Genomic DNA, 12,412 nt, shown 5'->3' on the forward strand with positions numbered 1-12,412 from the left:
TGCAAAATATTCTCCATCAAACTCACTCACCACATAAGTCTCCTTTCGCCACTTGTTAATTATTTATTTTCTGTGAAAAGGCTTGTATCACCTGGTCCAGTGTCATATTCCCGTTATCATTTAAAAATTTCACCATATTATCGACATTGGATGGAGTGGATGCTAGTGTTTTGTATTTTCCTGTGAGTCCTAAAAACAATGTTGCTTGTCTGTATAAAGTCACCGAATCGACGTTTAGTTTTCCTGTTAGTAGGAGGGCTGCCACAAGGACCTCCACATTTTTTCCTTGAAGCGCGGAAAAGATAGCCGAATTACTGTTTAATCCATTTTTCTTTTGACCGTTAGGTGGGGATTTGGATTTACGATTCCCGTTTCCATTGCCATTCCCATTGCCGTTCTTTCCTAAGGAAGCCATTGAATCTTCCTCCCGCCATATACTGTTCTTGCCTGGTTTTTATGAAAATTCGGGACAAGGACAGCGGCACTACAGTGCTCATCAAAATACGTTATGATCATACGATATGCGAATAAGAGAGCATTGGTTACTATAAGAATCACCCTGGCTGAAGGCAGTTGGCTACTGTTATCCAGTAATTTATTTCGCATGTTGGTCCGATTTAGAGTAAACTACAATAAAGCAAGCCAAATGATCAATTGCATAAATCCCAGAGCGTTTTCAATCAGCAATGTTTAGACTAAAACGGTTTAGTTCGTTTATTGTATTTTTGAGCGTTGAATTGGAATTAAGCAAAATGCTGAAATAGGAGTTGTAGATAAAATATGTCGAATGAAGAAGTATTGTTAACTAAAGAGGGATTGGCCAAGCTGGAGGATGAGCTAAAGGAACTGAAGACCGTAAAACGCAAGGAGCTAGCCGAACGCCTTAAGTTGGCTATCAGCTACGGCGATTTGAAAGAAAATAGTGAGTATCACTCAGCCAAGGACGACCAAGCGTTTATGGAAACCCGCATTCTCATATTGGAGAAGATGCTGACCAAAGCCCGGGTCGTGGATGAGAGTAATTTAGACCTTAGAACCGTTAGTATTGGATCGACTGTCATTTTGAATGACATCGAATTTTCAGAAAAGATGGAATACAAAATTGTAAGTCCTGCTGAGGCGGATGTTCTTGATAACAAAATTTCCTATGAGAGTCCTTTAGGCAAGGCACTTTTGGGAAAAGAAGTGGGCAGTATCATTCATGTGGATGCACCCATGGCTGTAATTAAATATGAGCTGCTTGAAATTAAGCTCACATAGTTCATTCCCGATTCCCTTATATGAGGGGGCCGGGATTTTTTTATTTCTCGCTGCTTACATACCGTCCATGTGGAGCACAGTTGCACTCCACATACACTGGACAGGATTTTCTTTACTCCGCTAAGCGCACTAAGTTAGTCCGTCATTAGGAAGCCTGCTTGCTCCAATGCAGCGCAGGCATCATTAATTTTATCTTCATCCGAGGCATTCAAGGTGTGCAGGTGGATGCCTCCCGTCAGCTGGGACAAATAAGTGGCCTGGGTGGAGCTGATTTTACGGATAAAATCGTCCACTTCCTTGCGAGTTCCAACCCGTATCGGAGCAGTCAGATCCCCGTATACCGGATGCTCAACAATAACATCCTGCACACTTACACCGTAGTCCACAATCAGCTTTAGTTCCTCTTCTGTCTGTTCAGGTCGATGTTTACACACAATAATACGTGAGGCTAAGGGAGTTGCCTGACCCGCAGGCTCCATATAAATGTATCCTTGACTCGTTGCAAGGATAGGCTCTTGGCTTGCTTTTAACAGGGAAATATCCTGTACAATTACTTGTCGGGAGACGGAGGATCTGCGCGCCAGTTCGCTCCCGGTCAGTGGTGATTCGCTCTTGAGCCACAATAGTAGCTGTTCGCGGCGATCCGTACCTGACCGTTTTAAAGATTCAGTCAACGGGATAAGCTCCTTTCTTTTCGATGCGTCAGGTCTGTCAAAATATCTACCAATACATTCAATTCCTCGATGGTGGTCGTTCTTCCGAAAGAAACACGGATAAATTGTAACGCTTCACGGCCGGATGCTCCAAGCGCCTGTAAGGCAGGCGAAGGATCGTGGTGTCCGGCAGCACATGCGCTTCCAGTGGATATACAGACACCTCTGCGATTACATTCCAGCATAACATATTGTCCCTCGTAACCGTGAAAAAAACAGCCTACTATATGATGAAGCGCTGCTTTATTCTCGCTTTCCTGTACCACCCAACGTAACGGAATGGATCTTTCCTGAATTTTCGTAATAAAGTGTCTTCTCAGGGTAGCATATCGCTCCTGATGCGACTCCATCTGTTCGGTCATCATTTCTGCCGCCGCGACAAAGGCTGCAATCCCGGGAACATTAACCGATCCAGGACGAAATCCGTTTTCATGTAGTGTATCAGGGTACACGGGACGCCATGGGGTTCCGGGTTTGAGATATGCAGCACCGACGCCTTTGGGGCCATACACTTTATGGCTCGATACAGAGAGTGCATCTACTCCCATGGCTTCTACATCTACGAGAATATTCCCAAATGTCTGTACCGCATCACTGTGCAGCAAAATACCCCGTTCGCGTAGCAGGGGAGATAAGGCAGCAAGGTCCTGAACTAGTCCCGTTTCCGAATTGGCGTGTTGTACGGAGACAAGTCCGGTGTTTTCTCTCAGGTGAGGTAAAAGAGCTTCGCGAGACATTCGTCCTTCCCGATCCGGTTGCACAATGGTCAGTTCATAGCCCTGACGTTCCAGCAAAGTAGCAAGATTGTACATCGAGTGATGCTCCAAAGCGCTCATGATCCAATGCTTTTTATGCTGCGGCAACCCGTTCAGGATCGATTGCACAATCAACATATTGGATTCTGTTCCCCCTGTTGTAAAATAGATGCCTTCCTTTTGCCCGCCAATCATATTTGCTATTCGTTGCCTGCTGTAATCCAGCGTGTAGGCTGCTTGACCGCCCGCATCATGAAGGCTGCTGGCATTTCCGAACATTTCCTTATTTAATACGTTATACATATTTAAAGCTTCACCACACATGGGTGTAGAAGCGGCATAGTCGAGATAAATCACACCAAATCCTCCCTGCTTAAAAATAATTCCATTCAAAAACTCTTGAGATTATTGTAGGCATGTGTAAATATAAGTGTCAAGACACTTGTAAATATGAATGTACACAAAGCGGTTATCTGTTCACTGAGAGCGGAACGATCAGCCGCATCGATATGGAGGGATTCTAATGTCTATGCTTGACGTTTTACAAGGAAATCGAGGGCTTATGCCAGAGCATTATAAGACACTGACGGTTGCTGAAATGGAGCAGCGAGTGGCCGAACTGAAACAAAAATGGGGACCCAAGCTGCTTATACCGGGCCACCACTATCAGAAGGACGAGGTTATTCAGTTTGCTGATATAACAGGAGATTCTCTACAGCTTGCTCAAATGGCTGCACAAAATCAGGAAGCGGAGTTCATTGTATTTTGTGGGGTCCATTTTATGGCGGAGACAGCGGATATGCTAACTACCGATCGACAGACTGTTGTCCTGCCGGATATGCGTGCAGGTTGCTCGATGGCAGATATGGCGAATGTGGAACAGACAGAACGAGCATGGAAGCATTTACAGGAGTTGGTAGGAGATACGATCATTCCGTTAACGTATGTAAATTCCACAGCAGAGATCAAAGCCTTTGTAGGACGGCATGGTGGGGCTACCGTGACTTCTTCGAATGCTAAGCAAGTGCTGGAGTGGGCGCTGAAGCAAAAGGAACGTATTTTGTTTTTGCCGGATCAGCATTTAGGTCGCAATACAGCTTACGATCTTGGAATTCCGCTAAATGAAATGGCCGTGTGGAATCCAATGACAGATCAGCTTGAGACTGAACAGGACCCAGCAACCGTAAAAATTATTTTATGGAAAGGGCATTGCTCCGTTCATGAAAAGTTTACAGTAGATCATATTCGCAACGTTCGCGAGCGTGATAAGAACGTCCGGGTCATCGTTCACCCCGAATGCTCTTATGAAGTCGTACAGCTCGCAGATTGCGCGGGCTCCACAAAATTCATCATCGATACCATCCGTGCGGCAGAGCCAGGGACCCAATGGGCTGTTGGCACAGAAATGAATCTCGTGCAACGAATCAAGCAGCAGTACCCTGAACAGCACATTGAATCGCTCAATCCAGATATGTGTCCCTGCCTGACCATGAACCGGATCGATCTTCCCCATTTGCTGTGGGCAATGGAACAGTTTGACCGGGGTGAGCCTGTGGGTGTGATTCGTGTGGATGCTCAGATCAGACAGGATGCTGTACTAGCATTGAATCGTATGCTTGCTATCCGTTAAGTTTTTACCGTAATATAGAGCGTCCTTCCACCGGATTTGAGCATTAGACCGAAGGAGCAGAAATAATTATTTCAGTTGCTTGTGATCCAACCCGTATCTCTAATTAAAGATTAGTCGCTTGTCCGGTTTCGTGCTATAATTGTAGCAACAAACCGAAGGAGGTGAATCCCTTGTTTGAGCTTCAAGACCTACTCCCTTATTTATTTACAATCGGCTTGCTGTGCACAGTGACTTATACGTATCTCGCTCATTTGCACGGCAATGTACCCGAATGCTGGGTCGAAGGTGGGCCCGTGAGGTCTCATGCCTCTCCGCAGATGCCGATGTCTGCCCGTGGACAGGACATGCCTGTCCGGCTGGCCCGACATATCCGGCGTAAAGAAGCGCCGGATGAAGATGCATCCGATTGTTCTCCCTCGTTGAACGATGGCACAGCCAATCAACGAGGAGGAACATATGAAACGATTCAAGGGATTCACCTTTTGGGGTAAAAAAGAACGGATATTTGGATTAATGGTAGCGTTGGCGGTGGTCATGCTACTGTCTGGTTGTGGTGCGAATGCTGCGGAGATAAATGCACAGACACCCGGATTTTTTAATCATTACGTGGTGTTCCCGCTTTCTTGGCTTATTCAGCAATTGGCGCAATGGTTTGGTGGAAGCTTTGGGCTGGCGATTATGACATTGACATTCATTGTCCGTCTGGCCTTACTGCCTCTTATGATGCGTCAAACGCGTGCCCAGCAGGGTATGAAGCGCAAGATGAGCGCTATGCAGCCCGACTTGGACCGAATTAAGAAGAAGTATGAAAACAAGAAAGATACCACCAGCCAGCAGAGTATGCAGCAGGAAATGATGTCGCTTTACAAAGAACATCAATTCAATCCGCTTAATATCGGTTGTCTGCCTATTCTCATTCAGCTCCCGATCTTGAGCGGTATGTATACAGCAATCCGCTTAACCCCGGAGCTCGCATCTCACTCTTTCCTATGGTTCCGGCTCGGACAGCCGGACTGGATTTTGTCAATCGTCGTCGCAATTGTATACTTGGCACAGGCCAAGCTTTCTCAGTTTCAGATGACGCCTGACCAGCGCAAGCAATTTGCGATCATGGGCTATCTTTCACCGATTATGATGGCGGTCTTTTCCTTTAATGCCCCTGCTGCCATGCCATTATATTGGACAGTAAGCGGCACCTTCTTGCTGCTTCAGTCGCTGTGGTTCCGCAGACGCTATCCAATAGAGGAAGCAGAGAGTAAGGTTAAACTTGGAGAAGTCACACCAACCTAATTAGTAGATGATGCTTGTTTAACTTGGGAATTACGTTTGTAGTATGCCACGTGTAATCATAGGATGTCATTCGAGCCGTTTATAAGGCTTGAATGGCGTCCTTTTTTGTTGTTGCTTTTTTCGCTACAGTCCGCTTGCGATTTTGTAGTCAATATGAATTTCTTATATTATAAAATGATTCTGAAAGTGATATTTTTTGAAAACGGGTTTCATTATGTGGAGGATGCAACTAATTCTTTTAATGAAATGATAAGGGAAAAGTGGGCAAAGTAAGACCTATATCTAAGCTAATGCTGCACTTTGTTTTATCACGCAATGAATATTATGGAGGAACTACAGAAAATGAAGCAAACATCAACAAAGCTGCCCATTTCCTTGGCTCTGCTCACATGTATAGTATGTGCATTCGGTTTTGGCTTAGTCGCATTATGGGTGAGTGACCATCAAGTTCGGCATTTTGACCAGGAAATTATTTCGGCTATTGGACAACTGGAGTCGCCCGCCATGACCCGTCTAATGAAATTTTTTACCATGATCGGCAGTGGTATTCCAGTTGTGATCATCATTTTAATTGCCATGTTCGTGCTCTATAGAGTATTGGGACACCGCAGAGAACTGCTTTTTTTGGCGGCGGGTGTATTGGGATCGGTAATGCTGAACACGATACTAAAATTGCTTTTTCAGCGTGCGAGACCGGAGATTAACCGTATTATTGAAGAGAATGGATACAGTTTTCCGAGCGGACATTCCATGACAGCTTTCAGCATGTATGCGGCGCTGACATTTTTAGTGTGGAAGCATGTTCCTTCTAGGCTGGGGCGTATCCTTCTTATTGTACTCAGCAGCCTGCTGATTGTAGCAATCGGCACGAGCCGCATTTATTTGGGCGTACATTATCCGAGCGACGTTGTGGGTGGCTATTTTATGAGTGGCTGCTGGATGGCGGCTTGTATTTGGTTTTATCAGCGGTACGAAGAACGACGAATGTTGTCACTTCGCTCTAAATCACAGCATAACGGGTTGCATAAATAATGAAGTTTCTAAATAAAGCAGACGCTTTAGCGTCTGCTTTTCATTTGGACAGAGGAAGTGTGTTCAGTCATCTTGGTTCTGGCCTGTTCACCAGGCTTGAGCCCCAGCTTCTGCTCCCATTTTTCATAAAATATAATAGCCGCCTGCATAAAGATGCCAGGTAGCTTCCGACTTCGAATGAATTGATGAACGCCGATGGCACAACCTGCACCAATAAGCGCACCTGCCAAAATATCCGAGGGATAATGCACTCCGGTCCATACGCGGGATACTGCGATGAGTACAGCTAAAATAACCCAGAGAACACGAAATTTTTGATGATGAAGCCATAAAATGGCAGCCAGAGAAAACGCTCCAAGTGCATGGTTACTCGGGAATGAAGCATTGGGATCATGATGAATAAGCTGAATGACTGAATGTCCGACAAAAGGCCGATCTCTGTAAAACAAATGTCCAAGACCCCAACTAATTACAAAGCCGATACAAACCGTTATAACGGCTTCTAAAACCATCATTCGATGCGGCATTTTAAAGGTGAACCAGTAAATCAGCAAAGCCACTCCGAATAAATACGGTGCATATTGCGCCAAGAAACGCATGGTTCCATTCAAAAAGGCGAGGGAATTAGCGAGTTCATTGATCCAGTGAAATAAAGCATAGTCTACATTAATTAACATGAATAAATTACTCCTTAACATCAAAAAATTGAATAACAAAGTTATATTATAGAGCGACTACACGGATAAAAGCTTAAAATCAAATAAAAAATGAATGTCATTTCCGTTACTCATTTGTTTTTTCTATAGAAATAGGTGGTTTTGCGATGGAAAAGTCGGTGCTGGTCATTGATGATGAAGAGAAGATATCCAGATTGCTTCAGTTAGAGTTATCCCATGAAGGATATGCAGTTGAAATCGCACAAACGGGCAGAGAAGGATTGGAAAAAGCTCTAACTGGTAAATGGGATATCATCATTCTGGATGTCATGCTGCCGGAGATGAACGGGGTCGAGGTGCTGAAGCAGATTCGAAAAGTGGACAATCATACACCAGTAATTATGGTCACTGCACGTAACACGACTCCTGATAAGGTTTCAGGTCTGGATGAAGGTGCCAATGATTACATTACGAAGCCTTTTGAGATCGAGGAGTTATTAGCGCGGATGCGGGCCAGTATGAGGCATCAAATGGGGTCAACAGCTACCGCTTCACAAAAAGAGGACAAGTTGTCGTCCAGGCTCCAAGTGGATAGCTTGGTGTTGGAACGCAAGACTAGGTCAGTGGTGCGGGAAGGAAACCGAATCGAACTGACGCCCAAAGAATATGATCTGCTTCTCTATCTGATGGAGCACAAAAATCAGGTATTGCAGCGGGATGAATTGATTCAGAACGTGTGGGGGTTTGATTTTGTTGGTGATACGAATGTCGTAGATGTGTATATCCGGTATGTTCGCAAAAAAATTGATCATGGATACAAAAAGAAATTAATTAAAACCGTACGTGGTGTGGGGTACTGCATCAGGGAGGAAGAACATTGAAGCTGCGGACCAAAATCACCCTGCTCAGTTCTATTTTAGTGATGATAATACTCCTGTTTGTGGATGTCACGGTTCATTTGTTGTTCGTCAAAATCGCTACGCGAAATGAAAGAGAAGTGCTGCAAAATAAGTGGACTGAAATCATTGCCGAAACCGGACATACCATGATTCTGAAGAATGCATGGAGTCCAAAATTGAAAGATGAGCTTTCCGGAGATACTATTCTGAGGGTGTTTGATCAGCAATCCCGACTTCTGTATGAAGTAAGTCGCCAGTCACGCTTTAAGCTGGGCGATATTCGTTTTAACACTTCTCAAAGCTCTCAATTGACTGATGTACAGGGTCATAAAATTCTGGTAATCCATCTCCCCGTGCTTTCTCCGGAGGGCAATCAGAAGGGAACGCTGGAGATCGTGGAAAAATGGGATGCACTCGAAACCAATCTCGATATTTTAAATACGATTCTCATCACTTCGACTGTAGGAGCAATGATGCTAAGTTTGGTAGGGAGCACGATTTTGGCGAATGCCATATTGCTGCCGATTTCCAGTAGTATTCAAACGATGCAGGAAATTGAGAGAAGCTTAAAATTTAAAAAAATCCCCGCTGGCAGTCATAATCAAGATGAATTGTCCCAAATGACCGCTACTTTTAACCGAATGATGGAGAGATTAGAAGAAAGCTTTCAGAGCCAGCAGCAGTTTGTTTCAGATGCCTCACATGAACTGAATACCACACTTATGATTATTGAGGGCTATGCCAACATGCTGCGGCGGTGGGGCACGCGTGATGAGGACATTCATAAGGAATCCATTGAATCGATCTATGAAGAAACTCAGCGAATGCGTACGATGACACAGCAGTTGCTGACTCTTGCCTCCTCACAGCAGAAAGACCCTGAGCCGCATGAGCGGATAGAAATGATCGGTTGTTGTCAACAGGTAGTAGCGCATCTCAAGCCTGTACATGATCGTCAAATTTCTATTTTAACCGAAGAGAAAGAAATTTGGCTGGATGCCAACCTGACAAAAATGAAGCAATTGCTAGTGATCCTACTGGATAATGCATTAAAATACAGCTCGGATGAGATTGAAATAGGGTTATCTAAAGATAAAAAGGATGTCTATATCCGGGTTAAGGATTATGGGATCGGAATACCTGAGGGCGAGATCAAGCGGGTCTTCGAACGATTTTATCGGGTAGATAGCTCCAGGCATCGTAAAACTGGAGGGACCGGGCTGGGGTTGCCGATTGCCAAGGCAATTACAGATGCTCATCAGGGTACGATACGTATGGAGAGCGTAGAAGGAGAAGGAACGGTAGTCATCGTCACGCTGCCCCAAAGACAAAAGGAAAGGCTGTCCCTCCAGTAGAAATATCTACTCGCGGAACAGCCCTTTTATTGTTATTTGTAAGTTAAGCATTCGGTGGATGGGAATCAACTAAAATTTATCCTAGAGGACACGACGTGCTGTTGTGTAATTGCGGCTCCACCAGCCCGAATTTAGATCTGTAACCGTTACGCCGCCTTTACCATACGTATGCAGAATTTTGCCGTTCCCCATGTAAATGGCTACATGATGAATTGGCGCATAGAAAAAGACCAAATCGCCTTTTTTCAGCTGACTACGCGGTACGAAAGTGCCAACAGTTGATTGCTGTCTGGACGAACGTGGAAGCTTGATGCCATTTTGTGCAAATACATATTGAGTGAACGAAGAGCAGTCAAAAGATCTTGTATTGCCTGCTGGGGCTCCATGCTCATAACGCACACCCATAAACTGGGAACCTTTAGAAATAATCTGATCAGCTTTACTTGCCGAAGCGGCATGAGTGGTGGCTGGCCCAACGACGAAGCTCCCTGCGCTCAATGCCAAAGTCATAGTAAAGCAAATACCCATCCACAATTTTTTAGAAGTACGTTTCATATATAAATTCCTCCGTTATTCGTATTGTGTTGATGTCCTGAAATGACAATAACACAAATAAAATGTCCGGAATTTACCACTCATGGTTACAAACCTGTTACCCCAACGCTTTGTCCTCATTTATTAGAAAACGATGAGAATTTTCTCCTTAATTTTAGCTTGACAAATTGTATAGACTCCCCTTATAGATAGGCTCGTATGGCAAAAAACGACTTGCAGACGATTGGCACAAGCAATCACGCAAAATATACATACCTATATACTACAATTTATAACTTGTACGGGAGTATGCTCTGATTCCCGTTGACATCGTAAGGATCACACCGTATTTCCGGTCAGGAAGGGGAATTCGTATGGCTTCAAGGCAGAATAAAGCACTCAAAAAACGGCGTCTAACCATTGTTCAGGTCATTTCCAACTATCCCGATGCACAGCCGGTACCCTCTAACAAAGGCGGAACGGAAAAGGTCGTGCATGAATTAACTGAGGAATTGGTGAGACGAGGGCATCATGTATCGCTGTTTGCCGCCCGTGGGAGCAGGAGCAGTGCGCGGTTGATTACCTACCCCAAGGGTTTGAAACAAAGTCAGATCCCCCAATATGTACTCCGGCATATGCCTTCCAACACACATATCATTCATGATCATACTTTTCGTTCTTCTGTGGGACGTAGGAAGCTGCCTTGTCCATCAGTATGCACCGTTCATCTTCCAGTGAAGAGACACGGTAAAAACCCGGTATATGTCAGTAAACGAGCGCGTCAGCTGATGGGCAGGGGCAAAGGTTTTTATATCTATAATGGTATCAACACCCATGAATACGAGTTCAGCAGTGAGAAGCGTGGCTACTTGCTGTTTATGGGCAGAATCATACGAGATAAAGGTGTATTGCAGGCCATTCAGGTTGCAGAACGAACAGGAAAAAAACTGCTTATTGCAGGTCCTATCAAAGCTCCAGAATTTTTCCGTAAAGAGATTCAGAAACGAATTCAGCGTAATCCGAATATACGCTATGTAGGTGCAGTTGGAGGTGCTCAGAAACAGAAGCTGCTGAAACATGCAGAGTGTCTGCTGTTTCCGACACTGTGGGAAGAGCCATTTGGACTCGTAATGGTCGAGGCCATGGCTTGTGGAACACCGGTGCTGGCATTAAAAAATGGCTCCGTTCCCGAGGTACTCTTGGGCTTTCCACAGTTGATTTGCAAATCAGTTAGCCAAATGGCAGGAAAGGCACAGCAAAAAAATTATCCGTCACCAGCGCAGCTTCGTTCATATGTCAACCAAAGATTTACCAACAAACAGATGACCAGTAACTACTTAAGACTATACCGTGAAATCATCCGTCGGCGAGAACAGAAGAGAGGACAACGACAGCCTATACGGAGGTGAAGGGGATGCAGGTCAAACGATATATGCTCGGAAATGGCTCTTGGGCAACTCCTTATTATATAGTCACAGGGGGGCAGAAAGGTCCGTGTGTGATGGTGGTCGCGGGGATACATGGTAAGGAAATAGCAAGCATACGAGCTGCTGAGAAATTGGTGAAGCTTTTGAATCAGCAAAAGCTGCGAATTAGCCAGGGTAAGCTTATAATTGTACCGATTGTAAATCAAGAGGCTTACCGCAAACGGATTAGAGGAATACCTGATCTTAATCGAACCTTTCCGCGCAAAAAAAAGCAGCTAGCAACACAACCGCTTTCCGCTGCTCTATTCAAATTAACACAAAAGCATCAACCTGAATGGTACCTCGACTTGCATGAGGCTAACGGATTGTCACAAAAGGATGCCAAGGTGCTTGGTCAAACGCTGATCTCCAACAAGGGTAATCCGGTGGTTCCTACGGTTCGTCGGATTATTAAGCGAATGAATCGCTCCATCCAGGTGAGCGACCGACATTTCAACATTCGGCTGCATGAGCTTCCAGGTTCCTCCCGCACCGCTGTAGCCCGTATTTTAGGTGCACGCGCGGTTACCGTGGAAACGGGTTGGAGCCTGCCCAAGAAAGTACGCATACACTATCAGTTGGAGATCGTTCAGCATTTTTTAAAAGAAGCCGGAATAGTCAAAGGTAACTGCATCACAAAATAAAATCGCTTCTGGAGCAAGGACTTTTTCACCTTGCTCAGGAGCGATTTTTTATGTGCGACCTGCGACCTTCGTTCAGAATCCGTAGCGTGCATTATATCTGAGGATTTTGCAAAAATCCAATAAGCGACTTCCAATGAACAATATATAGATCGAAATGGTCTAGTTCGTCTATATATTG

General features: G+C 44.9%; 14 protein-coding genes. 9 read left to right on the forward strand and 5 right to left on the reverse strand.

Annotated features, from left to right (window positions below; genetic code table 11):
* Positions 1-55: 55 nt before the first annotated feature.
* Positions 56-415, reverse strand: a complete 360-nt coding sequence (locus G9G53_RS21245; RefSeq protein WP_029514846.1) for a hypothetical protein — start codon at positions 413-415, stop codon at positions 56-58.
* Between the two features lie 365 nt (positions 416-780).
* Here G9G53_RS21245 and greA point away from each other — a divergent pair, with 365 nt between their 5' ends.
* On the forward strand, positions 781-1,260 hold the full coding sequence (gene greA / locus G9G53_RS21250; RefSeq protein ID WP_013310174.1) for a transcription elongation factor GreA: 480 nt from the start codon (positions 781-783) through the stop codon (positions 1,258-1,260).
* 134 nt (positions 1,261-1,394) lie between these two features.
* On the opposite strand, the gene G9G53_RS21255 is transcribed toward greA, so the two are convergent.
* The gene (locus tag G9G53_RS21255) at positions 1,395-1,934 is read right to left on the reverse strand and encodes a transcription repressor NadR (RefSeq protein ID WP_029514848.1); all 540 of its coding nucleotides are present in this window, start codon (positions 1,932-1,934) and stop codon (positions 1,395-1,397) included.
* The gene (locus G9G53_RS21260; RefSeq protein ID WP_165150059.1) at positions 1,931-3,085 is read right to left on the reverse strand and encodes an IscS subfamily cysteine desulfurase; all 1,155 of its coding nucleotides are present in this window, start codon (positions 3,083-3,085) and stop codon (positions 1,931-1,933) included. The genes G9G53_RS21255 and G9G53_RS21260 overlap by 4 nt, the downstream gene beginning before the upstream one ends.
* 166 nt (positions 3,086-3,251) lie before the next feature.
* On the opposite strand from G9G53_RS21260, the gene nadA reads away from it, so the two are divergent.
* The 4 genes from nadA to G9G53_RS21280 all read left to right on the forward strand — a co-directional run bounded on the left by nadA (position 3,252) and on the right by G9G53_RS21280 (position 6,680).
* The gene (gene nadA / locus G9G53_RS21265) at positions 3,252-4,358 is read left to right on the forward strand and encodes a quinolinate synthase NadA (RefSeq protein ID WP_165150061.1); all 1,107 of its coding nucleotides are present in this window, start codon (positions 3,252-3,254) and stop codon (positions 4,356-4,358) included.
* Between the two features lie 161 nt (positions 4,359-4,519).
* Positions 4,520-4,849, forward strand: coding sequence for a hypothetical protein (locus tag G9G53_RS21270; RefSeq protein ID WP_223830783.1), 330 nt, complete (start codon positions 4,520-4,522; stop codon positions 4,847-4,849).
* Positions 4,815-5,648, forward strand: a complete 834-nt coding sequence (gene yidC, locus G9G53_RS21275) for a membrane protein insertase YidC (protein ID WP_069011673.1) — start codon at positions 4,815-4,817, stop codon at positions 5,646-5,648. The genes G9G53_RS21270 and yidC overlap by 35 nt, the downstream gene beginning before the upstream one ends.
* A gap of 342 nt (positions 5,649-5,990) precedes the next feature.
* Entirely contained in the window at positions 5,991-6,680 is a 690-nt protein-coding gene (locus G9G53_RS21280; protein WP_165150063.1) for a phosphatase PAP2 family protein, read from the forward strand.
* A 26-nt stretch (positions 6,681-6,706) separates the two neighbouring features.
* Here G9G53_RS21280 and G9G53_RS21285 read toward each other — a convergent pair whose 3' ends face one another.
* On the reverse strand, positions 6,707-7,357 hold the full coding sequence (locus tag G9G53_RS21285; protein WP_029514856.1) for an undecaprenyl-diphosphatase: 651 nt from the start codon (positions 7,355-7,357) through the stop codon (positions 6,707-6,709).
* A gap of 146 nt (positions 7,358-7,503) precedes the next feature.
* Here G9G53_RS21285 and G9G53_RS21290 point away from each other — a divergent pair, with 146 nt between their 5' ends.
* Positions 7,504-8,217, forward strand: coding sequence for a response regulator transcription factor (locus G9G53_RS21290; RefSeq protein WP_165150065.1), 714 nt, complete (start codon positions 7,504-7,506; stop codon positions 8,215-8,217).
* Entirely contained in the window at positions 8,214-9,590 is a 1,377-nt protein-coding gene (locus tag G9G53_RS21295) for a sensor histidine kinase (protein ID WP_029514860.1), read from the forward strand. The genes G9G53_RS21290 and G9G53_RS21295 overlap by 4 nt, the downstream gene beginning before the upstream one ends.
* A gap of 81 nt (positions 9,591-9,671) precedes the next feature.
* Here G9G53_RS21295 and G9G53_RS21300 read toward each other — a convergent pair whose 3' ends face one another.
* Entirely contained in the window at positions 9,672-10,145 is a 474-nt protein-coding gene (locus tag G9G53_RS21300) for a C40 family peptidase (protein ID WP_029514862.1), read from the reverse strand.
* Positions 10,146-10,498: 353 nt separating this feature from the next.
* Between G9G53_RS21300 and G9G53_RS21305 the strand changes: the two genes are divergently transcribed.
* Positions 10,499-11,533: a glycosyltransferase family 4 protein gene (locus G9G53_RS21305; RefSeq protein WP_029514864.1), complete on the forward strand. Its 1,035-nt coding sequence runs from the start codon at positions 10,499-10,501 to the stop codon at positions 11,531-11,533.
* Between the two features lie 5 nt (positions 11,534-11,538).
* Positions 11,539-12,234 carry a succinylglutamate desuccinylase/aspartoacylase family protein gene (locus tag G9G53_RS21310; RefSeq protein WP_165150067.1) on the forward strand — a complete coding sequence of 232 codons (696 nt, stop codon included), beginning with the start codon at positions 11,539-11,541 and terminating at the stop codon, positions 12,232-12,234.
* The last annotated feature ends 178 nt before the right edge of the window (positions 12,235-12,412 follow it).

Source organism: Paenibacillus sp. EKM206P (assembly GCF_011066155.1).
Classification (GTDB): domain Bacteria; phylum Bacillota; class Bacilli; order Paenibacillales; family Paenibacillaceae; genus Paenibacillus; species Paenibacillus polymyxa_D.

Excerpts from the sequence above, each read along its gene's own strand:
- nadA (WP_165150061.1), top strand. The coding sequence starts at position 3,252 with ATGTCTATGCTTGACGTTTTACAAGGAAATCGAGGGCTTATGCCAGAG.
- G9G53_RS21280 (WP_165150063.1), top strand. The coding sequence starts at position 5,991 with ATGAAGCAAACATCAACAAAGCTGCCCATTTCCTTGGCTCTGCTCACA.
- G9G53_RS21245 (WP_029514846.1), bottom strand. The coding sequence starts at position 415 with ATGGCTTCCTTAGGAAAGAACGGCAATGGGAATGGCAATGGAAACGGG.
- G9G53_RS21305 (WP_029514864.1), top strand. The coding sequence starts at position 10,499 with ATGGCTTCAAGGCAGAATAAAGCACTCAAAAAACGGCGTCTAACCATT.
- G9G53_RS21310 (WP_165150067.1), top strand. The coding sequence starts at position 11,539 with ATGCAGGTCAAACGATATATGCTCGGAAATGGCTCTTGGGCAACTCCT.
- G9G53_RS21290 (WP_165150065.1), top strand. The coding sequence starts at position 7,504 with ATGGAAAAGTCGGTGCTGGTCATTGATGATGAAGAGAAGATATCCAGA.
- G9G53_RS21300 (WP_029514862.1), bottom strand. The coding sequence starts at position 10,145 with ATGAAACGTACTTCTAAAAAATTGTGGATGGGTATTTGCTTTACTATG.
- yidC (WP_069011673.1), top strand. The coding sequence starts at position 4,815 with ATGAAACGATTCAAGGGATTCACCTTTTGGGGTAAAAAAGAACGGATA.
- G9G53_RS21285 (WP_029514856.1), bottom strand. The coding sequence starts at position 7,357 with ATGTTAATTAATGTAGACTATGCTTTATTTCACTGGATCAATGAACTC.
- greA (WP_013310174.1), top strand. The coding sequence starts at position 781 with ATGTCGAATGAAGAAGTATTGTTAACTAAAGAGGGATTGGCCAAGCTG.